Annotated in this window: 25 protein-coding genes; 13 read left to right on the forward strand and 12 right to left on the reverse strand. The window is 59.2% G+C overall.

Going from position 1 to position 23,914, the window contains the following annotated elements:
* Nucleotides 1–238 precede the first annotated feature (238 nt).
* Nucleotides 239–478 (forward strand): SHOCT domain-containing protein, encoded by a 240-nt coding sequence (locus PGX04_RS11920; RefSeq protein ID WP_273738711.1) that lies wholly within the window; start codon nt 239–241, stop codon nt 476–478.
* A gap of 39 nt (nt 479–517) precedes the next feature.
* Here the strand turns inward: PGX04_RS11920 and PGX04_RS11925 are convergent, their stop codons facing one another.
* The 3 genes from PGX04_RS11925 to PGX04_RS11935 all read right to left on the reverse strand — a co-directional run bounded on the left by PGX04_RS11925 (nt 518) and on the right by PGX04_RS11935 (nt 3,220).
* A complete protein-coding gene (locus PGX04_RS11925; protein ID WP_273738712.1) occupies nt 518–700 on the reverse strand; it encodes a hypothetical protein in 183 nt (60 codons plus the stop codon).
* Nucleotides 701–1,093: 393 nt separating this feature from the next.
* A complete protein-coding gene (locus PGX04_RS11930; RefSeq protein ID WP_273738713.1) occupies nt 1,094–1,684 on the reverse strand; it encodes a helix-turn-helix transcriptional regulator in 591 nt (196 codons plus the stop codon).
* A gap of 132 nt (nt 1,685–1,816) precedes the next feature.
* The gene (locus tag PGX04_RS11935; RefSeq protein WP_273738714.1) at nt 1,817–3,220 is read right to left on the reverse strand and encodes a permease; all 1,404 of its coding nucleotides are present in this window, start codon (nt 3,218–3,220) and stop codon (nt 1,817–1,819) included.
* Between the two features lie 321 nt (nt 3,221–3,541).
* Between PGX04_RS11935 and PGX04_RS11940 the strand changes: the two genes are divergently transcribed.
* Genes PGX04_RS11940 through PGX04_RS11950 form a run of 3 tightly spaced genes read left to right on the forward strand, consistent with a single transcriptional unit; the run spans nt 3,542 to nt 5,323 of the window.
* The gene (locus tag PGX04_RS11940) at nt 3,542–3,841 is read left to right on the forward strand and encodes a hypothetical protein (RefSeq protein ID WP_273738715.1); all 300 of its coding nucleotides are present in this window, start codon (nt 3,542–3,544) and stop codon (nt 3,839–3,841) included.
* 18 nt (nt 3,842–3,859) lie between these two features.
* Complete coding sequence (locus tag PGX04_RS11945) at nt 3,860–4,393, forward strand: SRPBCC family protein (RefSeq protein ID WP_273738716.1); 534 nt, start codon at nt 3,860–3,862, stop codon at nt 4,391–4,393.
* A gap of 24 nt (nt 4,394–4,417) precedes the next feature.
* Nucleotides 4,418–5,323, forward strand: a complete 906-nt coding sequence (locus tag PGX04_RS11950) for a universal stress protein (RefSeq protein ID WP_273738717.1) — start codon at nt 4,418–4,420, stop codon at nt 5,321–5,323.
* A gap of 12 nt (nt 5,324–5,335) precedes the next feature.
* Here PGX04_RS11950 and PGX04_RS11955 read toward each other — a convergent pair whose 3' ends face one another.
* From PGX04_RS11955 to PGX04_RS11965, 3 genes are read right to left on the reverse strand one after another with little or no spacing between them, the layout of a single operon-like run.
* The gene (locus PGX04_RS11955) at nt 5,336–5,611 is read right to left on the reverse strand and encodes a DUF7521 family protein (protein WP_273738718.1); all 276 of its coding nucleotides are present in this window, start codon (nt 5,609–5,611) and stop codon (nt 5,336–5,338) included.
* 4 nt (nt 5,612–5,615) lie between these two features.
* The gene (locus tag PGX04_RS11960) at nt 5,616–5,903 is read right to left on the reverse strand and encodes a DUF7521 family protein (protein ID WP_273738719.1); all 288 of its coding nucleotides are present in this window, start codon (nt 5,901–5,903) and stop codon (nt 5,616–5,618) included.
* A gap of 2 nt (nt 5,904–5,905) precedes the next feature.
* Nucleotides 5,906–6,256: an ArsR/SmtB family transcription factor gene (locus tag PGX04_RS11965; RefSeq protein ID WP_273738720.1), complete on the reverse strand. Its 351-nt coding sequence runs from the start codon at nt 6,254–6,256 to the stop codon at nt 5,906–5,908.
* Nucleotides 6,257–6,372: 116 nt separating this feature from the next.
* Here PGX04_RS11965 and PGX04_RS11970 point away from each other — a divergent pair, with 116 nt between their 5' ends.
* Complete coding sequence (locus tag PGX04_RS11970; protein WP_273738721.1) at nt 6,373–7,014, forward strand: plastocyanin/azurin family copper-binding protein; 642 nt, start codon at nt 6,373–6,375, stop codon at nt 7,012–7,014.
* An 85-nt stretch (nt 7,015–7,099) separates the two neighbouring features.
* On the opposite strand, the gene PGX04_RS11975 is transcribed toward PGX04_RS11970, so the two are convergent.
* The gene (locus PGX04_RS11975; RefSeq protein WP_273738722.1) at nt 7,100–7,594 is read right to left on the reverse strand and encodes a hypothetical protein; all 495 of its coding nucleotides are present in this window, start codon (nt 7,592–7,594) and stop codon (nt 7,100–7,102) included.
* A gap of 185 nt (nt 7,595–7,779) precedes the next feature.
* Here PGX04_RS11975 and PGX04_RS11980 point away from each other — a divergent pair, with 185 nt between their 5' ends.
* From PGX04_RS11980 to PGX04_RS11995, 4 genes are all read left to right on the forward strand, one after another.
* Nucleotides 7,780–8,514, forward strand: coding sequence for a S16 family serine protease (locus PGX04_RS11980; RefSeq protein ID WP_273738723.1), 735 nt, complete (start codon nt 7,780–7,782; stop codon nt 8,512–8,514).
* A 66-nt stretch (nt 8,515–8,580) separates the two neighbouring features.
* Nucleotides 8,581–11,361 (forward strand): aconitate hydratase AcnA, encoded by a 2,781-nt coding sequence (gene acnA, locus PGX04_RS11985; protein WP_273738724.1) that lies wholly within the window; start codon nt 8,581–8,583, stop codon nt 11,359–11,361.
* Nucleotides 11,362–11,522: 161 nt separating this feature from the next.
* Entirely contained in the window at nt 11,523–12,077 is a 555-nt protein-coding gene (locus PGX04_RS11990) for a DoxX family protein (protein WP_273738725.1), read from the forward strand.
* A gap of 24 nt (nt 12,078–12,101) precedes the next feature.
* The gene (locus PGX04_RS11995) at nt 12,102–12,803 is read left to right on the forward strand and encodes a methyltransferase family protein (protein ID WP_273738726.1); all 702 of its coding nucleotides are present in this window, start codon (nt 12,102–12,104) and stop codon (nt 12,801–12,803) included.
* Nucleotides 12,804–13,033: 230 nt separating this feature from the next.
* Here PGX04_RS11995 and PGX04_RS12000 read toward each other — a convergent pair whose 3' ends face one another.
* The 5 genes from PGX04_RS12000 to PGX04_RS12020 all read right to left on the reverse strand — a co-directional run bounded on the left by PGX04_RS12000 (nt 13,034) and on the right by PGX04_RS12020 (nt 18,776).
* Nucleotides 13,034–14,209, reverse strand: coding sequence for an NAD(P)/FAD-dependent oxidoreductase (locus PGX04_RS12000; RefSeq protein ID WP_273738727.1), 1,176 nt, complete (start codon nt 14,207–14,209; stop codon nt 13,034–13,036).
* A 29-nt stretch (nt 14,210–14,238) separates the two neighbouring features.
* On the reverse strand, nt 14,239–15,240 hold the full coding sequence (locus PGX04_RS12005) for a DUF63 family protein (protein ID WP_273738728.1): 1,002 nt from the start codon (nt 15,238–15,240) through the stop codon (nt 14,239–14,241).
* Nucleotides 15,237–15,461, reverse strand: a complete 225-nt coding sequence (locus tag PGX04_RS12010) for a DUF7123 family protein (protein WP_273738729.1) — start codon at nt 15,459–15,461, stop codon at nt 15,237–15,239. The genes PGX04_RS12005 and PGX04_RS12010 overlap by 4 nt, the downstream gene beginning before the upstream one ends.
* 21 nt (nt 15,462–15,482) lie before the next feature.
* Complete coding sequence (locus PGX04_RS12015; RefSeq protein ID WP_273738742.1) at nt 15,483–18,089, reverse strand: heavy metal translocating P-type ATPase; 2,607 nt, start codon at nt 18,087–18,089, stop codon at nt 15,483–15,485.
* 96 nt (nt 18,090–18,185) lie between these two features.
* Nucleotides 18,186–18,776, reverse strand: a complete 591-nt coding sequence (locus PGX04_RS12020; protein WP_273738730.1) for an AsnC family transcriptional regulator — start codon at nt 18,774–18,776, stop codon at nt 18,186–18,188.
* A gap of 133 nt (nt 18,777–18,909) precedes the next feature.
* Here PGX04_RS12020 and PGX04_RS12025 point away from each other — a divergent pair, with 133 nt between their 5' ends.
* The 4 genes from PGX04_RS12025 to PGX04_RS12040 all read left to right on the forward strand — a co-directional run bounded on the left by PGX04_RS12025 (nt 18,910) and on the right by PGX04_RS12040 (nt 23,804).
* A complete protein-coding gene (locus PGX04_RS12025; RefSeq protein WP_193571765.1) occupies nt 18,910–19,107 on the forward strand; it encodes a heavy-metal-associated domain-containing protein in 198 nt (65 codons plus the stop codon).
* A 515-nt stretch (nt 19,108–19,622) separates the two neighbouring features.
* Nucleotides 19,623–21,572, forward strand: coding sequence for a copper-translocating P-type ATPase (locus tag PGX04_RS12030; RefSeq protein ID WP_273738743.1), 1,950 nt, complete (start codon nt 19,623–19,625; stop codon nt 21,570–21,572).
* Nucleotides 21,569–22,675 carry a saccharopine dehydrogenase family protein gene (locus PGX04_RS12035; RefSeq protein ID WP_273738731.1) on the forward strand — a complete coding sequence of 369 codons (1,107 nt, stop codon included), beginning with the start codon at nt 21,569–21,571 and terminating at the stop codon, nt 22,673–22,675. Before PGX04_RS12030 ends, PGX04_RS12035 begins: the two co-directional genes overlap by 4 nt.
* Before the next feature lie 10 nt (nt 22,676–22,685).
* Nucleotides 22,686–23,804 (forward strand): succinylglutamate desuccinylase/aspartoacylase family protein, encoded by a 1,119-nt coding sequence (locus PGX04_RS12040; RefSeq protein ID WP_273738732.1) that lies wholly within the window; start codon nt 22,686–22,688, stop codon nt 23,802–23,804.
* Nucleotides 23,805–23,914: the final 110 nt, after the last annotated feature.

Below are 23,914 nucleotides of genomic sequence, written 5' to 3' on the forward strand. Positions count from 1 at the left end.
CGGTCAGACTCGACGCAATTTCGGCGTGATCTCCGTTTCAGCCAGTCGCTAAACTAGAACGGATGGCCTCCTGGCGCTCGGTGGTGGTCTCGCGGCTGCGGGGTCAAACAGCGCCTGGTTCTGGCTTCTCCCCGCGTTCGTCGTCGGGGCCGGGGCAGTGTGGGCACTGGCCGACAGTGAATCGAACGACCCCCCCGAGGCGTACGGTGATACCTCGAGCGGTTCGACGGACGAATCGGTGGCTCTAGATACTCTCAAACGGCAGTACGCAGTTGGCGAAATCGACGACACGGAGTTCGAACGCCGACTGGAGACACTGCTGGAGAACGATTCGATAGCGGACGTCGAAAACCGAATCGACGTCGATTCCGAAACGGCGAGCGAGGCCGCACGGGCTGAGGAGGAACCCACGAAACGGAGTCCCCATCACCACCAGAAGTGCCATCGCCGTGGGAAGCACCAACACGGACGACACTGAGTAGTTGGCCAGCAGTTCCATCTCCCCTTTTCCGTGCAGTCACTGCGAAGCGCTCGGTCTGTAATACTCCTTGAGCCACGTCGCGATTCCATCGAGGCCGGGGAACAACGTTCGGTGATTGATATTCGCCTGGTCCAGTTTGTCGCGGAACTCCCGTTTGCGCTTGGCGGGAATGACAATCTTCCAGTAGAGTTCCTGATTGTCTTCGAGCCACTCATTCATCCTGGTCCGAGGATTGGCCATACTGGAGAAGAGTGCTGCCTGATTGACGATACGCTGATCGATGGACGGTAGCTGGAAGAAGACGATATAGCGCTGACATCAGAAGCCAGCGTCGTCGAAAGGTGTGGATTCACGAGCCGACCTTCGAGACAGCAAGTGGGGTGACCTGGACCGGGAATTATCGAGCGAGTCGGCTCCTGAGAGTCGCCAGTAATCCGGGCTGATCCCTCGCTGTCTGTTCCGTGTCTCGGGTATCCGGTTCTTCGGTCCCCTCTTCATCCGCTTTGAGCCTCGCCGCTTCGTAGTCCGTTATCAAGTAGGGGACGTGGCGATTACATATGGGGGTAGATACGACGCCTAACTACAAAACTGATCGACAGGCGCTAGCAAATGCTAGCTCTGACTCTGCCGCAGGTCGTCACTCGGATAGATACGATACGTTCGCCCCTGACGCTCGCGGTATAACAGTCCACGCTTCTCGAGGGCACTGACCGTCTGACTGACCTTGCTCTTCGAGAAGTCCGAGCGATCTCGTAATTCGATCTGTGTGATACCGGGCGAGGAGATGACTGGTTCGAGGATACGGCGTTCATCATCCGGCAAGAGGTCCAACACACGAGCCTGTGGCTGAGACTCTGGATTGATAGCCCCGTCTGGTTGGGTGGTTCCCTCTGGCGATTCGTCACCCTCCGGATCGGTCGGATTCGCCATTTCATTCTGTGAGCGGTCAGTTACGTCTCTGCTGGTGACCTCATCCCGAATCACGAGATACCCCCCACCGATGACAGCCGAGACGAGGAAGGTTCCGAGGACGTACCAGAGTGGATTCGTTCCGTGAACGGACCCCATCGACGTGCCCATCATCGATCCCATCTGGTCGAAGGCTTGCTGTTGCTGATATGCTTGCCAGCTGAGCACACCGCCGACGACGAGGACGGCGGCGACCAAGCCACCGACCACTGTATCGGCTCGCCGCCAATTCATGTCCCCCACCTCGATCCGCCGAGATACCTGCTCATGCATAAGAGTTCTCGAGACATCGCTGTACCTGTTTTGATTGGCCGAAGCAATACTCTGGGCTACCTGGCCACGATACTTGGTATCGAGACATGACGGTTAGTGATCCTCATGGTTCTGGGAAGCTCCCGTCCCAGAAACCTGTGGGTGCTGATGTGCAAATTCGGATGGGTGCTTCTCGAACGATTGCTTGCACCGGTTCGAACAGAAGTAGTACGTCTCGCCGTCGTGGGTGAGACTCGGCCCGCTATCATCGGTCCGCATCCCACAGACCGGGTCACGATACTGGCCGGGGGCACCCAATCCTCGGCGGTAGACGTAGAGGAGGAAGCCAGAGAGTGCGAACGCGATTATGTTGAGGTAGAAGGTGTAGTTGAGCTCGAAGTACGTCTGTTCGGACGCCGTCTGCCCGCCAGCGAGGTTCGGGATTATGTCGAGCGCCGCGAACAGTTGCTCCATGAGGAAGCCGGTAAAGGCCATCGTGACGAAGAAGACGCCAAGGATGTACAGCATCACTTTCCAGCCGTAGTACTTCCGGTAGACGTTCAGGACTGGAATCGTGATGAGATCGGCGTAGACGAACGCGATGACACCGGCGAAGCTGACACCGCCGCCCCACAATGCGACGGCGAACGGGACGTTGCCGATGCTCCCGACGAAGCTGATAACGGCGATCGCCACACCCATGATGGCGTTCTCGGCGCTGACGAGTAGTCCGTCGCCCTGGAGGAACAGGGTGTTCCACACTCGCTGGGGGACGAAGACGATGACGAACCCCGAAATGAGAAAGCCTGCGATGACGTCCGTCCAGATCATCGACCACTCCTTGCGGTACTGGTTCCCGACTTTGTACCACCCGCCCCACGAGAGGAGTTCGTCGCGCCAACCGCCGCTACTTGCGGCTTCCTGCTGGTAGGTTTCCATGCAACCTTCTGAACAGAACTTCAGCGTCTCGCCGCCGTCAGTCACCAGCGAGTACTCGTCTTTGCCTTCCATCCCGCAAGTTGGGTCCTCAGTGATCCCTTGGTCGTGGTCGCGTTGATTCAGTTCCTTTCGTACTTGCTCGAAGAGGTTCTCTGGGAGGGTCAGATGAACGAGGACCGCCATCACGGCGATGAGAATGACGCCGCCAAGGAGTTCTGCAACCAGAAATTCCCACCCGAGGAGGATCAGGATCATCAGTCCGAGTTCGACGATGAGGTTCGTCGAGGCAAACATGAACGCGAAGAAGTTCACCGTATGCGCTCCCTTCTTGAACAGTCCCTTCCCGATGGCGACCGCGCCGAAGCTACAACCACTACTCGCCGCGCCGAACACCGTCGCCTTCGTGAGACCACTCAGGTTCCCCTCTCCGAGTACGTTGGCCATTCGCTCTTTCGAGACGTAGACCTGGACGAGGCTCGTGATGACGAGCCCCATGATGATCGCCCACGCCGCCGTCCAGAGGAAGCCGACGCCGATCCGCAACGACTCGAGGATTCCGTCGATGAGGGCGGCTTGCATATCTAGACTATCGCAGCCATCTGTTTTATTATTTGTTCTTAAGAAATCGGGGCAGTGGGCGGAGTAAATCTTGCATTCAAAGGTGACTCATGCTATCAGCTGTGGTCAACCGTTCGAGGTCTGCGTTCGCGCTCATCAGTTTTTGCGTGTTACTGATTCCAGTCGGTGGTTGCTCCGTGGTCTTCCGACGGACCGGCCATACAGATATGGGGGTTGTAGCGCTGTTTCCCACACGATATTCTTGCGCCGTGTTACCAAGGGATCGTTCCCTTTCGAATTGTAAGAGAAACCCGATTGAAGGAGTAGAGCGTATCTCTAGTCATGAGCACTAGTACCACAAACCAAGACGCGTACGAAATGGACTCCACGACCAACGTGATGCAGCTCGATTCGTTGGCACTGGCGGGCGCAGCAGCAGTCGTCTCTGCCATCGCGATGCTCCTGCTCGGTGTGTTCGGAGCGATCGGCGTCTACGAGGGGGCAGTCGAAGCGATGGAGCAGTGGCACCTGTTCTTCGAACCGACCGTCGTCGGGACTGTGGCGGGGATGGTCGAGGCAGCGGTGATCAGCTTCGTCCTCGTGTACGCCTTCGCGTGGCTGTACAACGTCTTCACGCGGTAGGAGGCGCCGGAGACACCAATGTACGTCACTGACAAAGCCGAAATCGTCATCGACGCATCGTCCGAGGAGATCTGGGAGTACGTAACCGACCCAGCCCATTGGACGGCGTCGAACCCCGAAGAACACTATGGGCTCGAATACGACACGCCCGATAACCGTCCCCGGGAGGGCGCAACGTTCCACCAGGCCGAAGAGGTCGCCGGGATGTACGCCGACCTGCATGGCCGATTCCAGTATATCGACCATCCCAACGTGGCGGTCTGGGCGGGGACGGCGTACTATCCGCTCCTTCGCGGACTCGTCACCGTTCGGATCCCCGAAGGAGGTACCATTCGACTCGAAGAGACTGAAGACGGGACTCGCATGTCACACGCCGTCTGGATGGACTTCCCGAACAACCGACGGGGACGGGCGCTGAAATGGGTGTTCACGACCGCTCTCAATGGAAAGGCGAAACTCTACGACCACACGAACAAGGAACTCGTCTTCTTCAAGGAACGCATCGAGTCGACAGCCCATGAGTCGCCCAAACCGACGGATGAGAGTCCGTAGCAAAATCAACGCACACATCCAATCATGTACACCGACATCCTCATTCCAACCGATGGCAGCGATAACGTCGAGCCCGCAGTCCAGTACGGACTTGACCTCGCTCGCCGATACGACGCAACCGTCCACGCTCTCCACGTCGTCGACAGTTCACCGATCGAACGGAAGCTGGAACTGACCGCGCTGGAAATCGACCTGGAGACGCTCCCGGACACGTGGTATGACGCTGGTGATGCCGCCACCCAGCAGATCGCAACTCGAGCCGCAGAACACGGCCTCGATGCGGCAACTGAGGTTCGTCGTGGTATCCCAGCGCACGAGATTGCGTCCTACGTCACCGATAATGAGATCGACCTCGTGTGTATGGGAACCCGGGGACATACTGGTCTCGACCGCTTCCTGCTCGGAAGTGTAACGACCCGAATCGTCCGCACTACCGACATTCCTGTCCTCAGCGTCAAATCGAAGCCGGTGGCGGCGACGTCGGAATCCGAACTGCGAGGGGGCTTCGAGAATATCCTCGCTCCAACGGACGGGAGTAAACCCGCACGGGAGGCCGTCACTCACGCTCTTGATTTGGCTCGGACGTACGATGCGACACTTCATGCCCTCTACGTTGTCGATAGAGGTGCCTACGCGTCTCGTCCGGGATGGACATGGGACGAACTGCAGCAAGTACTGGAGCAAAACGGGGATACTGTCGTAGAAGATGTCCAATCCCGGGCAGCTGCCGACGGTGTTTCAGTCGCTGCTGAGATCACCCACGGCGTTCCTCATCAGGCAATAGGGGAGTACTGCGATCAACACGGAATCGACCTCATCGTGATGGGAACACACGGACGGTCCGGCATTTCACGACGGCTCATCGGAAGTGTGACCGAACGGGTTCTCCGGAACTCGGATGAGCCAGTGTTGACCATTCGAGGAGTGTAGACGCGGTTTGAGCTACCGGCGAAGCGAGATGAGAAGGACAATGAATCCGAGACCGATGGCGACCGATTCGATGATGTGGACAAGAGCGAGATCGAGCCCTCCGAACTCAAACAGTATTCCTTCGATGAACACACCGAGAGTGATGATTCCAAAGCCAATTGCAGCGTTTCGCATATAGTACGTCCCCGTTCGTCGATATGCCTCGAAACTGTAATACGTGATCAGGATACCGAGTGCGAGTACGAGCGTGCGGACGACCAAGAGAACTGCTGTTGTTGTATCCACCATTCACTCACTCCTCCAATTTCTTCGAGTCACGTCCGTACAGAGCGTACAGGATCGTGAGCATACCAATCGCGACGATGGTTGTTGCCACCGTTCCCGCATTATGGAAGGTCAGGCCAACCACGTCGAACAAGATTCCTTCGACGATCGCACCGAAGCTGATGATGGCGAAACCAACCGCAAGGTACAGCATCGATTGGCTATCACTACGCCGATACCCTCGATAGGCCTGAAAGGCGATCAGGAATCCCAGAACCATTGTAACGAGCTTTGCGACGATGAGTCCGGGGTGCATAGTTATTCGTTCCTCATTGTGTTCCACAACCGAGCGAATCTGTCGGGAGCGTCTTCACGGAGTTCGATACGGACGTCGAATCCCGATTCGAGGAGCTGTACCTCAACACGGTCGAGCTGGGCTTCGTATTCGCTGTAGTGGTGGCCGTCGGGATCCACGTGTGTTCGCTCGATGAGCAAGTCGTACTCTAGCAACGTATTGACCCGTCTGGAAACTGTCGAGACTGACATGTCACACTCTTCGCTGAGTTCCTTAGCAGACATCTGTTTTCGGCGAGTCGCCTCGAGGATCGCGCGTGCGTAGTCGTCTTCCAGAATTTCGAGGATCCCCGAGATGTCCCGCTCTTCACTCACAGTCCGTGTTGTTGGTAAAGAGTATATAAAGAAACGCCGATTTGCTGACCCAGCAAATCTGCTTGCCGGTCTATATCCTCCGAGTGTGTAGGATTACGTGTAAGGTGACCGATGCCATGACCGACTCACTCACGCGTCGACGGATGGTTCAGCTGACTGCCGGTGCGGCAGTCGTTGGGCTTGCCGGATGCACTGGAACGCAGAACAACGACGGCGGAACGCCGACCGAGAGTGGCCACGACGACACCGACACGGAGTCCGGCCACAGCGACGAGGAGGATGGCCACGATGACGAGGGCGGTCACGACGAAGCGGTCGGAGCGCCGTCCGATGCGGCCGAAGTGAACATGATTACCGAGGACGGTGGCTACCACTTCGAGCCACACGTCGTGCGGGTGAACGTCGGTGGGACCGTGACCTGGCACAACGAGAGCGGGAGCCACTCGACGACCGCATACCACTCCGACAACGACCAGCCCCAGCTCGTCCCCGACGGGGCTGCGGCCTGGGACAGCGGTATCGTCTCCGAACAGGGCGCAACGTTCGAACACACGTTCGAGACCGAGGGCGTCTATCACTACTACTGCACGCCTCACGAGAGCCTCGGCATGATCGGGAGCGTCATCGTCGGCGAACCGGATCCCCACGAGCAGGTCGCCTTGGAAGACCCGCCGGCTGACAAGCCCGAGCGCGTTCGCGAGAAGCTCGAAGAATTGAACGGGATGGTCAGCACAGCTCTCGGCGACGACCACGAGTGAACACGCGTCGTTGCGTCGATGGGTAATCGGTAGCTGAAACGCGATTTTTGCCCGCTAAATCCTCCTCATGTTTCTGTTTGTGCGACTAGACGAGTATATTGTATCCGACGTGTGCAAGTGCGAGGCCGAGATAGCCGAGTACGAGCAGCGTCACGGTTCGCCGAGAGAGCGACGGGATTCCGATCGGTTCGTTTCCGTGAATCCGTTCTCCGATCGCGTACACGAACCGCCCGGCGAGCAGCGCAAACGGGATATGTACGAACACCAGCGGCAGCAACAGCGAATCGAACCGGACCGTCGCCTCCAATTGCGCCAAGTACTCGAGTTTGAGCAGTACCTCGAGTCCAGCGACGGTGAATCCGGACGTCACGGTAGCGAACAGCCCTTCGGTTTTCGAGAGGAGTCGTCCCCGCCAGTAACTCCAGCCGTAGAACGTGAGAATCAGTGGGAGGAAGCGAACGAGTGCTTCCTCGACGAGTCCGACCAGTAGTGTCCACGTCATGTTCGGCGTCGCCTGAAACAGAGCGATTTCGAGCAAATAGGCGACCCAGACACCGACACCGGTCACGATAGCGCTCACGACTGTGATGCCAACGAGTGACCGATATCGATGCGTCATATTTCACGAGGGGCGTATTCTGATACTCGGAGAACGATCGGCATAGGCGTACCCGTTCCAGCGGGACATCGTCCCTCGAAGAGGCTTTATTACTGTGTGACTGTTAGTCAATACCACGACGTTCGATAGGCCCATAGTACAGTATCATGGCTTCCGACGACTCCACCGCGACCCAGCTCCCTTCTGATTCGGAAAGCGATGTCATTGGTCGGATCGAAGATGAGATTCTGTCACGGCGCGGATTCCTTGTCGGACTCGCCACCGGTGGTGTCGGAGGTGCTGGAGCAGTTCTCGGTCTCACACGCTCCGACGAGGGGTTTCAATCGCTGGCGACGCTTGCCGGTGGGGCGACGCTTCCCGCCATGGTACAGTATTATCTTCCAGCAGTCGATTCGTCTGGCGAGGGCCTCATACTCCCGGTCAAGTTTGCGTTTTCGGAGGGTGATGGTGAGTTGTTTGTCGATGTGGGCGACGTTGAGGTCCGTCACGATTTACAGCTCGCACTCCGGGAGGCGACGGAGACGGCGACGCGTCTCACTGGCCGTTCGCTCGCGGGAACGGCGATACGAGTCACGTTCGATCCTCCTGATTCAGACGTACTCGCTCTCGGCGGCAAAAGCTGGGAAGCGGGCCTCACGGTCGCACTAGTCGCTAGCCTCCGGAGACAGTCCCCTCCACGAACGAAGCAAATCACGGGCATTGTGAACGACGAAGGAGTGTTGCTTCCCGTCGGTGAAATCGAAGCAAAGGCCCGTGCAGCGCGAGCATTCGGAGCGGCGGAACTGATCGTTCCTGAGGGCAATCCGTCTGACGTGACGATTCAGGGGATTCGTGTCGTCGAGGTCGCGTCGATCAGGGATGCACTTGATCGTATATTGTGACCGTCCACAACGTCACCCCGTGCATAGGGGAGATAATTCAATAGCCAGGTCACCGTAGCACGAGGTATGGACGAATCGTCCCCGTTCGACGCAATCCGCGAATTCGAGTTCGACGGCACCTCCTACAAGATGGCCGACCTCACAGTCCTCGAAGACGAGGGGCTCTGCGAACTCGATCAGCTCCCCGTCAGTATCCGCGTTCTCCTCGAGTCCGTTCTCCGCAACGTCGACGGGGAGACGATAACCGCCGAGGACGTTCGCAATGCTGCGTCGTGGGAACCCGACGTCCCAGACGTCGAACTCCCGTTCACGCCCTCCCGAGTCGTCCTCCAGGACCTCACCGGTGTCCCTGCGGTGGTCGACCTCGCAGCACTCCGCTCAGCGGTCGATCGTAAGGGGGCGGATCCAACCATCGTCGAGCCGGACGTCCCGTGCGACCTCGTGATCGACCACAGCGTGCAGGTCGATTACTTCGGCTCCGAGGAGGCCTACGAGAAGAACGTCGAACTGGAGTACGAGCGCAACGGCGAGCGGTACCGTTCTCTTAAGTGGGCCCAGCAGGCGTTCGACGACTTCCGCGTCGTCCCGCCGGGAACTGGAATCGTCCACCAAGTTAATCTCGAGTACCTCGGGCAGGTTGTCCACGCCCGTGAGCGGAATGGGGACGAGTGGCTCCTGCCGGACACGCTCGTGGGGACGGACAGCCACACGCCGATGATCGGCGGCATCGGCGTCGTCGGCTGGGGTGTCGGCGGCATCGAAGCTGAAGCCGCGATGCTCGGCCAGCCAATCACGATGAAGCTCCCCGAGGTGGTCGGGGTCCGGCTCACCGGCGAACTTCCCGAGGGGGCGACCGCAACCGACCTCGTCCTTCACGTTACTGAACAGCTTCGGGAGGTCGGCGTTGTCGATCGATTCGTCGAATTCTTCGGCCCTGGTGTGGCGAATCTCACCGTTCCAGACAGGGCGACCATCGCGAATATGGCGCCCGAACAGGGTTCGACCATCAGTATGTTCCCCGTCGACGAGGCGACCCTCGACTATCTCGAACTCACGGGCCGCGACGAGCAGCACATCGAACTCGTCCGCGAATATCTCGACGCACAGGGGCTATTCGGTGAACAGAACCCTGAGTACACCGAAACGGTCGAGTTCGATCTTTCGACGATCACGCCCAGCCTCGCCGGACCGAAGAAGCCCCAGGACCGGGTCGCAATGGGCGACATGAAGTCACACTTCCGGGGACTGGTTCACGGCGAATTCGCGGACGAACTCGACGACGTCGACGAAGACGCGATCACGCGATGGATCAGCGAGAGCAGCGGTACCGACGACGACCGACCCGACCCCGATCTTCCGGAACCGGACGTCGGCGAACTTAACGACCGAGTCGAAGTCGACGTGAACGGTGAGACGGCCGAGATCGGGCACGGCAGTGTCGTCGTCAGCGCCATCACCAGTTGTACGAACACGTCGAACCCGTCGGTGATGCTCGCGGCGGGACTGCTCGCCCGTAACGCCGTCGAGCGCGGTCTCGATATCCCGGACCACGTCAAAACGAGCCTTGCACCGGGCAGTCGTGTCGTCACTGAGTATCTCGAAGAATCGGGACTGCTTCCCTATCTCGAAGATCTCGGCTACAACGTCGTCGGCTACGGCTGTACGACCTGTATCGGAAACGCTGGACCGCTTCCCGAACCCATTGAACGCGCGATCGACGCCGAGGATCTCTGGACGACGAGTGTCCTCTCTGGCAACCGGAACTTCGAGGCACGCATCCACCCGAAGATCCGGGCGAACTACCTCGCCAGTCCGCCGCTCGTGGTCGCCTACGGACTCGCCGGACGCATGGATATCGATCTCGAACACGATCCACTCGGCACTGACGACGACGGCAATCCGGTCTACCTCTCTGACATCTGGCCCGACGCCGACGAGATCCACACGGCAGTCCACGACAGTGTCGATTCCTCGATGTTCGAGGAGAAGTACGCCGAAGTGTTCGAAGGTGACGAGCGCTGGGACGCGCTCGACGCGCCAACCGGCGACGTCTACGAGTGGGACGACTCTTCGACGTACATCCGCGAACCGCCCTTCTTCGAGGACTTCCCGCTGGACGAGCCCGGCGTCGCAGACATCCAGGACGCTCGCACGTTGATGCTGCTCGGTGATACGGTCACGACTGACCACATCAGCCCAGCGGGCCCGTTCTCTCGTGAGCAACCTGCTGGTGAGTGGCTCGTCGAACAGGGCGTCGAGCCCCACGAGTTCAACACGTACGGCGCTCGCCGGGGCAACCACGAGGTGATGATGCGCGGCACCTTCGCCAACGTCCGCATCGAGAACGAGATGCTCGACGATGTCGAGGGGGGCTACACGGTTCATCAGCCGACGGGCGAACAGACGACCGTCTTCGAAGCGAGTCAGCGCTATCGAGAGGACGATACGCCGCTGGTCGTGTTTGCGGGTGAAGAACTTGGAACGGGGTCGAGCCGCGACTGGGCCGCGAAGGGGACCGACCTCTTGGGCGTTCGTGCAACCATCGCTGAGAGCTACGAGCGCATCTTCCGCGACAACCTCGTCGGCATGGGCGTCCTCCCGCTCCAGTTTGCCGACGGCGACTCCTGGGAGTCACTCGATCTCGATGGATCGGAGAATATCGCGATCCACGGCCTCGACGACGGCCTGAGCGTGAACGACGAACTTACTGTCGTCGCTGAACGATCTGACGGATCGACCGTTGAATTCCCAGCCACTGCCCAGATTAGTACACCGGCTGCTGTTCGATACGTCGAAAACGGCGGTATTCTCCATCTCGTTCTTCGTCGCCTACTCACCCAAGAGTAGCTGCGACGTTCTATTTCTCTCACTTCAACGGTGGTCGGGTTCGTCGCTTCTGGGAGAGTGTGGTTCGCAGCTAACTACTGGTTCCCGCAGAGCTTGTACGGCCTACTATAATCGGTAAGAGGCGCGTAGCTTTATACGACGTTGACGAATCACTCTGTAGTATGTCACCACAGGAAGTCACGCTAGAAAGCACAATTGGCGGCTTCACGGCGAGCGGGAAGCTCCATCCCTTAAGCGTCTGGTTTATCTTTGCGCTCAGGCTGATGATGGGGATTGCGTTCTTCCAGAGTGGACTTGATAAGGTCCTCTCGGGGAGTTTTAGTGCCGGTGGATATCTCACCGGGGCCGTGCCGAACAGCGGGAGTCCGCTTGCAGATTTGTTCGTCTCGATGGGGAACACGCCGTGGTTCGTCGACTTCGTGAACGTCGCAGTGCCGTGGGGTGAGGTGCTGATCGGCCTCGGGTTGTTATTCGGTGTGCTCACTCGGCTCGCTGCGTTCTGGGGGGCGTTTATGATGATCATGTTCTATTTCGGCAACTGGGACGTCGCACACGGCTACATCAACGGGGATTTCGCGTACATGCTCGTGTTCCTCTCTGTCGCCGCGTTCGGCGCTGGACGGATACTCGGCCTCGATGCGTATATCGAACAGTACGAGGTCGATGGTGTGCCGCTCGTTGAACGGTATCCCTGGACTCGGTATCTTCTCGGGTAGGTTGGTGACGTGAATCACTACAGCATGCCTCGAAGCATCTATGCCACGTCAACAATAGACGCCTCTCTCACGAACCCTGCAGCTTGGGGTCTCGCGCTTATCGTCATCGTCGTTGTTTCCTGGTTCTTCTATCGGTACTTCGCTCCTGATAGCTGGCGGGAGTGGGTTGGCGCAGGAGTTGTACAGGCGTTCATCATCGCACTTTATGCGGAGATGTACGGCTTTCCACTCACGATCTATTTGCTGGTCCGGTTTTTCGGCCTGGATCGCGAGTACGTCAGTACCAATCTCTGGTCTACACTTGTCGGGTTCGGCGAGACGGGTATGTTCGTATCAATGCTGCTCGGCTATGCAGTAGCGTTTGTCGGCATTGGCCTGTTTGCACAGGGGTGGCGACAGGTCTATCGAGCTCGACAGGACGATCAACTGGTCACAGATGGGCTTTACAGGTACGTCCGTCATCCACAGTACACCGGTCTATTCATCGCGCTGTTCGGCGAGGGGATTATTCACTGGCCGACGATCTTTTCTGTCGGTCTATTTCCGCTCGTTGTCGTGGTCTTCACGTGGCTTGCACGGAGAGAAGAGCTTGATATGATCGACCAATTCGGTGAGGGCTACCGAACGTATCAGCGTAGGGTACCGATGTTTATCCCCCGCTGGGAGCAGTGGCGCAGTCTCGTGGCAGAGTCTCGTAGCGGCGGTGATGATTCTGAAGACACATGATTAATCTTCTCGTGTAATAGGCTTCGAAGCCTTAAGCTCTGAGGTGAATGATATGGATCTTGTTACAATGGATATATGAGGATGGACTGGCATCGCCGACTGTTACAGGGGAGTGTTGCGACTCGGGTGATCTGCTTCCTCGATCACCCGTTCTAACGACCAATCACACAATAGCTGAATCGAAAAAGGACCCGTACACTTTTCTTCGACAGACTAGCCAGCAAAGGAGGTCAATCAATTAACTCCCACTGGTTGGTCATTCCTCCATAGACACGCTTTAAAACTCGCCGTCTCGAGAAAATTCGGGCGAACAAGACAGGGTGGCGGAGGAGACGCAGTAGAACTGTGCTCGGAGACCGATCAACGTGTTCAATATCGATCCCGGCGGCGGCATGAATTGCTGCTCCCAAAATCTGTGGCTCACGAGTTTCAAGGAAATATCTCACAACTGTTGCGAATATATACTCCATTTTCATCCTCTGATATAATTTATCGGGGTATCTGTGTAATTGATTGCCTTTAGCTAGCTCTGCGGCCAAAAATCCTGATTCAACGGCCTGTGAAATCCCCTTCCCGGTGAGTCGATTTGCGATACCTGCAGCATCACCAACCCGTACGACAGAGTGCTCCGGTAGATAGGTTCTGTCAGGATCGAGGCTTGGTCCCTCAGGAATGATTGCGACGTTCGTCCGTTGCTGCGACGGGACTGGCCACCCATTCCGCTTACAGGCTTCCCTCAATGCCTTCATATAATCACTAGGCCGATCACTGACCGTCCAGCCGATACCAACGTTGGCTCGTTGCGGTGTCTTCGGGAATGCCCATGAGTATCCAGTATAATTCTCTAGAACAATCCGGCTGTTCGGATACAACTCGGTGAAATCTCCTTCAACGTCACTGTTGAGCGCTATCATATACCCTGAATACTCGTTAGTTGTTCCGAGTGCTTTGCTAGAGAGTGATGGCTGACCAGTTGCATCAACGACGAGATCGTACTCTTTAGTGAGTTCGTGGAAATCTGTCCGTGTGATAGACTGTTTTTCGTGGATGTCAACACCCTTCTCTGAGAGTTGTTCTGCCCAAGACTGCTCAACGATATTTCGGTCCGTTATATATGTATCCGCAGCAGGAAAGGTACCGGCTCCAGTGCGGTGGCGATCGGCGTCGATTCCGTCATACACCTCCACTTCCATCGCTGGCAGCGGATTGAGAAAGCCGTTCTCTACAGTCGGCTCGAGTGGGATCTTCGATACCGCTGTCATCGCTTCTCCGCAATTAACGCGTTTGCTGTCGTAGGACTGACGCTCATACAGTTCGACGTCGAATCCAGCGTTGTCGAATCCTGCAGCTGCTGCAAGTCCGGCCATCCCACCTCCTATTATCGCAATTCTGGATGTTCGAGTCATCGGTTAGGTACCAAGTATTGAGGCCATTATTAGGCCCCCAGCAGCATCCGAAGTGATCCGCGAACGCCCATCGGGAGTCCGATCGCCCCGATGAAGAACGTCATGAGCCACCACCAAGTGTGATTCATCTCATCTTTCGCGTCTGCGAGGTACCACACGATGCCACCGGTTACGAGGAGTTTGAGGACGAATGTTGACCCCGAAAATCCAGTCGCTTGATACACGAGATTCGTGATGACCAGCTTCGGGGAGTAGCCGAGGAACGTCACACCGATGAGATTCTGCGACGCGTCCCACATTTGTCCGAAGACGGCCAGCAAGAACAGCGGATGTCGGAGATGTGCGATATCGACGAGACCCGCACCCCAGTAGTAGAGCGCGGTCACGCCGAGGGCGATCCCCGTCGTCGCAACAGGAACCCACAGGCGGAATGTCGCTGCCGTCGAGAGTCCATACCAGAGTGCCCACCCGACGGCTCCAATCACCCAGACCGATCCAACGAGACCGACTATTGACGGAATGGACCCGATATTCCGGCCACGAGCGACGGCGCCGACGCCGAGCGCGAGGACGGTGACGGCGGTAACGACGAAGTAGATCGAGGGCGTGATGAACCACACTGCGTAGTCGCCGAGCAGTCCGATATCCTCGAGGGCGCGCATCGCTCCGCCGGCGACGATGATTGGCGCGAACCCGTACGCGAGCCGCGCATCGAACGTGACATCGAGGTAGTCGAGATATGCCCGGAGTCCTGGGAGACTGTACACGACGGCCGCGAGATAGGTCACCGTGTTTACGGTGTTGTATCCGCGGACGGCCTGTATTCCCCCGTGTGTGACTGGCTGGCCGGCAGCGTCGGCGACGACCGGACCCCAGAGATACTGCCAGACGAACCGGTCGTAGACAAGCGATGGGAACGCGAGGAGTGCGACACCGACGAGGATGAGCGGGACAAGCAGATACAGCGCCCACCATTCTCGGGTTCCAGTGTTGGGGAGGACGGTTTCGACCCGCCGCGCAACGGTACTCACGATTCGCTCACCTCGATTCGCCACGTTGTGCTCTTCGAGCGCCCCCACTGTTCGAGCGACACGTCGGTGAGGTCGTCTTGGAGCTGGCTCAGATACTGTGCGACGGCTTTGGGCGATCCGTCGAGATCGCTGGCTATCTCACGAGCGCGTAGGTACGTTGGCTCGGTGCCAGCTCTGTTGACCAGATACGCACGCACCGTGCGGCGGGATACGTTAGACATGGTGAATCAAGCGGTGTGTAGTCAGCGTAGCTTTCCGAGCAGTTCGTAGTCGTGGTCGGGGGTGTAGCGCCGGAACAGCAGGCTGTTCGACAGCACCGACACGCTGGAGAACGCCATCGCGCCCGCGGCGAGCACGGGTTGGAGTAGGCCCAGCGACGCGAGCGGGATCATCGCCGTGTTGTACCCGAGCGCCCAGACGAGGTTCTGCTTGATCTTCGCGAGCGTCGCGTCCGAGATGCGGATCGCTTTCACGACGTCGACTGGGTCGTCGCGCATCAGCGTGACGTCCGCGGCCTCGATGGCGACGTCAGTTCCCGAGCCGATGGCCGTTCCAACATACGCGACGGCAAGGGCGGGCGCGTCGTTGACGCCGTCACCAACCATCATCGCCTTGCGGCCCTCGTCTTGGATGGACTCGACGGCATCGGACTTATCCTCGGGGAGGACCTCCGCGCGGACGTTCTCGGGGTCGATGCCGACCTGTTCGGCGACGGCGCGGGCGGTACGCTCGTTGTCGCCGGTGATCATCATCACGTCGACGCCGCGCTCCTGGAGCTGACTCACCGCGTCTTTCGCGCTCTCTTTGATCGTGTCGGCGTCGGCGACCACACCCACGAGATCGCCCTCGTAGGCGACGAGCATCGCCGTCTTCCCCTCGTTCTCGAGGCGTTCCATCGTGTCTTGCGCGGGCGACGGGTCGATCCCGTTGTCACGGAGGAGCTTCCGATTCCCGACCAGGACCTCGCTGTCACCGACGGTCGCTTGGATGCCGTGGCCGGGGACGTTCTCGAAGTCGTCCGGGTCGGTCACGTCGATCCCCCGCTCTTCGGCGCCGTCGACAATGGCACGGGCAAGCGGGTGTTCGCTCGCATGTTCGGCCGTGGCCGCGAGCCGCAGGACGTCCTCCTCACCGAGGTGTTCGCGAGCGCTCAGTCGGCCGCCATCGGCAGCGGTGTCGCCGCCATCCGTGAGAGGCTGTCCGTCACCGTCGAACACGACGACGTCGGTCAGTTCCATCTCACCTTTCGTGAGCGTCCCAGTCTTGTCGAAGACGACTGTGTCGACGTCCTTGGCGCGTTCGAGGATGTCACCACCCTTGAATAGGACGCCGTTCTGTGCACCGATGGTCGTCCCAACCATCGTTGCAGCAGGCGTCGCTAACCCGAGCGCACAGGGACAGGCGATCAACACGGACGATGCGAAGACGATGAGCGCGAACTCGAAGACTGAGACAGTGCCACCAGCCACGGCTGGTCCGCCAGCAACCGCTCCCCAGAGCGGGAGCCAGTCGACGAATCCGGCGAGTGCTTCGGGGAACAGGAACCACACAGTCCCCCACAGCAATGCGTTCGCGATGACTGCCGGGACGAAGTACGCCGAGATACGGTCGGCAAGGTTCTGGATGTCGGGCTGGCGCGACTGGGCCTCCTTGACTGTCTGGACGATCTGCTGGAGGGCGGTGTCCTTTCCGACCTTCGTCGCCTCGACGACGAGCACACCGTTCTCGTTGATCGTTGAGCCAACGACTTCGTCCCCTTCACCTTTCTCGACAGGGACCGACTCGCCGGTGACCATCGACTCGTCGACGGCGCTCTGCCCGTCGACGACGACGCCGTCGGTCGGAATCTGCTCGCCGGGACGGACCTTCATACGGTCGCCGACGGTGACATCTTCGAGTGCCACTTCCGTCTCGTTGCCGTCCTCGTCGACGAGAGTGGCCGTCTCGGCCTCCATTTCGAGGAGCTTCCGAAGGGCGTCGCCCGCCTGCCCTTTCGAGCGCGCTTCGAGATAGTTCCCGAGGGTGATGAACACCAGGATGAGCGCGGCAGTATCGAAGTACAGGCTCCCCGCGATCAGTCCGGCGAGTACCGCGACCGAGTAGAAATACGCAGTGGACGACCCCAGTGCGATGAGAACGTCCATGTTGGCGCGCCTGTTGTTGACCAGCGCGTTGTACGAGTTCTTGTAGAACGGCCAGCCGAGCACGGCCTGAACGGGTGTCGCCAGCAGGAACTCGACCCACCCGAATTCGACGCCGAAGACCGTCTCCGGGAGAATTCCCCCGCCGAGCAGAAACTTCTCTGCGAGGAAAAACAGCATGGGGGCCGAGAGCGCGGCTCCGAACAGTGTCAGTCGAAGCTGTTTTTGAATCTCGCCCTGTCGTGCAGCGTCCCGAGCATCGTCACCCGATTCACCGCTGTCGCTGTCTTCACGGACCGGCGAGTACCCGGCGTCTTCGATAGCGTCGTAGAGCGCGTCGAGTGAGGTGTCCGCGGGGTTGTACCTGACCTGCGCTTCGTCGGTGGCGAAGTTCGCCTCGGCCGCGATGACACCCGGGGTGTTCTCGAGTGCGGTCTCGTTGGTCTGCACACAGTTGGCACAGGTCATATCGGAGATGCCGATGGTCACCGTGTCAGACACCGCACCGTAGCCGGCGTCCTCGATCGTCTCGTAAATCTCTGCAAGCGATACTTCGTCGGGGTCGTACTCGACGGAGCCCTCGTCCGTGGCGAAATTGGCGTTCGCCTCGACGACGCCGTCGAGTGACTCCAGGGCGTCGCCAACTGTCCCCGAGCAGTTGGCACAGGTCATCCCTGTGATGTCGAGATGTGCGGTGCGTGTTTCCATTGTCATACTATAGGGGCTACTCCGTTAGGTGAGTTTCTACTTCGAGAGTGGGGGTAATCAACGGCGTTTACTTTCGGTTCCAAACCGAAGTCAGCGCTACACACCCTCTTCGAGACGCTGGTGTCGATCTTCGAATCGACTCTGACACGATGGACAACAGAAATGGTAGATCTCTCCGCCAATACGACTCGTCTCCCCCTCAGAATCCACAGTATTACTGCACTCGGCACACGTGAGCGCAAACTCGACGCCGTCGATCGATGGCGTCCACTCGACGTCGTCGACTAACGTGACTGTGTACTCAACCGAGTCAGCGCCATCGAGAAGCGTGTTCACCCACGCCCGGACGTTCTGTGCTTCTGCACGTCCATAGAACCAGAGGTCACCCTCCGACGTAATGAACACGTGTTCGACGGCGTTGTCGTTTCTGACCCGCTCACGAACCGCGTCGAACGACTCAGATGGGATATCTAGCTGGACGAGTACCGGTACACCAGCTCTGAGTTGGCTACGGTCAACATCGATAGTGAAGTGGTTGATGACCCCGGCCTCTTGGAGTCGTGTGACGCGATCTGAGACGGCTGGCCCCGAGAGGCCGACTTCCTCGCCGATCGCGCTGAATGGGCGACGGGCGTTCTCGGCTAACAGTGAGAGAATCTCCATGTCGGTTTCGTCCAAGTCACGCATACGAGGCGATAGGGACCCAGGATACAATACGATTCCCCAGCAGATACTTTGGAATACGTCGTTTCACGGCCGTTCGAACAGCAGTATCGAAGCAGCAAACGACAAAGAGGAGCCGTCCGTATCTATCACTGGAATGAGTCAAACGATCACCGTCGAAGGAATGACCTGCGGCCACTGCGAACAGACAGTCGAAGAGGCACTTCAAGACGTGTCTGGTGTGACTGACGCCACCGCCGATCGTGAGGCCGAACAGGCGAGCGTCGATGGTGACGCCGACGTCACGGCCCTCGTGCAAGCCGTCGAAGACGCTGGATACACAGCCCACGCCTGAGAGCACCCAGAACGTTCGCGGACGACCGCCCCGTCGTTCTCTTCCGAGTCCGCCTGCCTGATCGTCCCGCACAGTATCAGGCCCCGGACAGAATAATGGGGTATGGCACCAATACCCAACCCATGAACAACCACCTAGACCACGAGCGTACACGGGACGCTTCGGCGGAAACTGATTCCGAGGGACCCGTCTACTGCTGCCGTATCTGCCAGTTAGAAGCAGATGGAGGGAGGCGAGCGACGGATTCCTCATCCACCACGGAGCCTCCCCACTCCTCCGAGCACACGAACCACGACCGGACGGGCGATACCACCACGGAACCCAGAAGCACCGACGAACACGCCCACCACGATCACGAAGGCGAGTCCGGACACAGCCACGCCGAGGGTAACCACGCCCATCCTGGTGGAGACGAACACGAACAAGATCACGACGCACACGACCACGGCGCGGATGTCCACGAGGGAGAGCACGAAGATCACGGGGCCCACACCGATCACTCGGGTCACGAGCGGATGTTCCGGCGGCGATTCTGGGTATCGCTCGCGCTCTCGGTGCCGGTCCTCTTCTTCAGCGAATTTATTCAGGATGTCTTCGGCTACACGGCGCCAACGTTCCCCGGAAGCGTCTGGATCACACCCGTCCTCTCAGTTGTGATCTTCGCGTACGGTGGCGTGCCGTTCCTCTCGATGGCCCGGACGGAATTGGAAAACCGCGAGCCGGGGATGATGATGCTCATCTCGCTCGCGATCACCGTTGCGTTCGTCTACTCGATTGGGAGTCTGTTCCTCGAGGGGACGACGCCGTTCTTCTGGGAACTCGTCACGCTGATCGACATCATGCTGCTGGGCCACTGGATGGAGATGCGGTCGGTCCGCGCGGCCTCGGGGGCGCTCGACGAACTGGCGAAACTCATGCCTGACACCGCCGAGCGTATCACCGAGAGTGGGGATACCGAGGAAGTACCCGTTTCCGAACTCGGCGAGGACGATGTCGTACTCGTCCGTCCGGGTGCATCTGTGCCGGCCGACGGCGAAGTTGTTGAAGGCGAGTCGTCGGTCGACGAGTCGATGATCACAGGCGAGTCCCGACCCGTAGGCAAGGAACCCGGATCAGAAGTGGTCGCCGGGACGGTCAACCAGGACGGGAGCCTCCGCATCAAAATCACGAAGACGGGCGAGGAGACGACGTTGGCGGGTATCATGCGGCTCGTTGATGAAGCCCAGAAATCGAAGTCTCGAACCCAGTTGCTCGCCGACCGCGCAGCTGGCTGGCTGTTCTACGTGGCACTCGGCGTCGCGGCGATTACAGCCATCGCATGGGTCGTCGCAATCGGGTTCAACATCGGCGTTCTCGAACGCGTGGTTACGGTTCTCGTCATCGCGTGTCCCCACGCACTCGGACTCGCGGTTCCGCTCGTGGTCGCGATCAACACCTCGACGGCTGCCCAGAACGGGATGCTCATCCGCGACCGGATTGCCATGGAGGAATCCCGAAACCTCGATACGGTGATGTTTGACAAGACCGGGACGCTCACGAAGGGCGAGCAGGGCGTTGTTGGCGTAGAGACGGCAGGCGACTGGAGTGAAGATCGAGCGTTCGAAGTCGCCGCTGGTGTCGAGGGTGACTCAGAGCACATGATCGCTCGCGCCATCCGGGACGCCGCCGAGGAACGGGACGTCCAGCGAGTGAGCGTTTCGAACTTCGAGAACTTCCGCGGTCTCGGCGTAAGAGCCACTGTGGACGGTGAGACGGTTCATATCGGTGGACCAAACCTGATTGAGAAACTCGGTATCGAACGCTCCGACGGCATCGCTGCCTTCGCTGAGGAAGCCGGGTCGAACGCAGAGACGGTCATCTACCTGGTTCAGGACGAATCCGAAGTCGTCGCAGCATTCGCGCTGGCGGACGTTATCCGGGAAGAAAGCCGGCAGGCCATCGAGGCGCTACACGCGATGGATATTGAGGTGGCGATGCTGACCGGCGACTCCGAGGACGTCGCACGGGCTGTCTCGGAGGAACTCGGTATCGACCAGTACTTCGCGGAGGTCCTGCCCGAGGAGAAGGACACGAAGGTCGAACAACTCCAGTCCGAAGGGAGATTCGTCGCGATGGTCGGCGACGGCGTCAACGACGCGCCCGCGCTCACGCGAGCCGACGTCGGTATCGCCATCGGCTCAGGGACGGACGTCGCCATCGAGTCGGGCGATATCATCCTCGTCGACAATAATCCGCTGGACGTGGTACGCCTCATCAAGCTCTCGAAGGCAAGCTACCGGAAGATGCAGGAGAACCTTGTCTGGGCGACCGGCTACAACGTCTTCGCCCTCCCGCTCGCGGCAGGGATCCTCGCGCCTATCGGCATCCTGCTGTCGCCGGCGATCGGCGCCGTGTTCATGTCGCTGTCGACGATCATCGTTGCGATTAACGCTCGCCGCCTCGAGGGAATCGATCTCTCGGTATGACGACGCTGATCGTTGGTGGCTACGGGTCCGTGGGTCGGACGATAGCCGGAGAACTGGCCACGGCGTCCGATGGACCGAGCTCGGTGGTCGTCGCTGGTCGCGACGAGACGAAGGCGGCCACCGTCGCAGCCGAACTCGGTGAGAATGTCTCTGGCATTGCGTTCGATCTCCAGAGAACTGACTTGTACGCTCGTGTACTCGAAGATATCGACCACGTAGTGATGTGCGTGGACCAGGCCGGAACAGCATTCGTCGAGGCGTGCCTCGAACGGGGAATCGACTACCTCGATGTGACGGCCTCCGACGAGTTCTTCCGCCGGGTCGAACGTCTTGACGATGTTGCGCGAGACCACGGTGCGACAGCGGTACTGAGCGTTGGGCTTGCGCCCGGCGTCACGAATCTGCTGGCGAAACGCATGACTGACCAGCTGTCGACGGTCTCGGAAATTCGGATTGGCGTGCTCCTCGGCCTCGGCGAGGCGTTCGGTCCTGCGGCGAGTCGGTGGACGCTCGAACGAATCGGTCGAGAGTTCACGGTTTTCGACGCGGGACGTTCACGGCCGGTCCGTGGCTTTGTGACGCCAGAACCGATAGAGTTCCCCCGGTACGGTCGTCGTCGGGCCTACAGCTTCGACTTTGCGGACCAACACGTCCTCCACCGGACACTCGATGTGCCAGCAAAGACGTACCTGTGCTTCGACTCCCGGGCCGTCACTGCGGCAGTCTATGGCCTCTCACGATTCGAGGTGTACCGCCCTACCGCCGAGGCAATCGGACTTGACCGGCTGACGGGACTCGTTTCGACACTCTCAGTTGGCGGGGAGGGCTTTGCCGTGTCGGTCGAGGTCGATGGGCAGCAAGATTCGAACGCGAAGACGCTGCTGAGGGCAATCGATGGAGAAGAACAGAGTCGGGTGACGGGACTCGTGGCGGCAAACGTGTCGATGGCCATCCACGGTACGTCGGTCCCTAGCGGCGTCTACCACGTTCACGAGATTCTCGATTCCGAATCGATTCTCGACGTCCTGCGGGAACGGGGGTACCGGCTCACGAACAGTGAACAGGTCCGGGAGACGAGCAATCCGGTCACCCTAATGTCATGAGGAGGCACTGATGACGACACAGCAAGTTTCCGTCGGTGGACAGACAATCGATGCGGGAAAGAAGCAAACGTTTCGCTTCGCCTGTAGCGAGACATATCACGACGACACGCTTGAAATCCCGGTCACAGTCATTAACGGCGAGTCTGAGGGACCATGCGTCTTCCTGACCGCTGCCGTCCACGGTGACGAACTCAACGGCGTCAAAATCATCCAAGAGGTCGCAGATCACTACGAGCCCGAGGACCTCCACGGAGCGCTCGTGTGCCTCCACGTGTTGAACGTTCCGGGGTTTCTCGCCCAGCAGCGCTACATCCCTATCTACGACGAGGACCTCAATCGGTCATTCCCCGGAAACACCCGGGGTACAATGGCCAAACGGCTCGCGAACACGATTTACGAGGAGTTCATCTCGAAGTGCGATCTCGGCCTCGACTTCCACACGTCGACACGCAATCGGACAACGATGTACCACGTCCGCGCCGACATGCGGGACCCGGACGTCGAACGGCTCGCTCGGGCGTTCGGAACGAGCGTCATTCTTGACGGCGAAGGGTCACGAGGGACACTCCGAAGCGTGGCCTGTCGGGACGGTATTCCAACGGTCACGGTCGAGATGGGGCGGGCCCACCGATTCCAGACGGCACACCTCGACCGGGCGCTCCACTGTGTCGCGAGCGTCCTCGCGGAACATGAGGTCCTGCCAGATCGACCGGTTTCCTGGCCCGGCTGGACGCGAGTGGTCGCCCGCGACGGCGAGAAGACGTGGGTCCGCGCCGAAACCGGGGGTCTCGTGGAGATGGAGTGGGGCCCGCACCCACTCGTCGAGGATGGAGAACCGCTGTTCACGATTTCAGATCACTTTAAGAACGACGTAGAGGTCATTCGCGCTCCATCGACCGGCCTTGTTGTCGGCGTCCTCGAAAACGCAGTGGCGTACCCGGGGCACCCGCTGTGTCACTTCGTGAGCGTCGACGAGGAAACCACCGACGTCATTCGCAACGACATCGAGCGGGGTGTGTTCGACGTCTACCGTGAAGGCGGCTTCCAGTGGCCCGAACCGCGCTGGTACACGGAACACGAACGCGAATCTGATTCCGAACGAGGTGGTAGAAATGACGAGAGGAAATAAACTGACGGTAGCGGGCTATGTCAGCCGTTACGTCACGCGAGTGAACACGGTGTGTGTAGAATGATTTCTCGTAGAATTTCTCCGAGCGATGTAGACCACGTATCGGAGCA

The organism is Natrinema soli, from assembly GCF_028618695.1.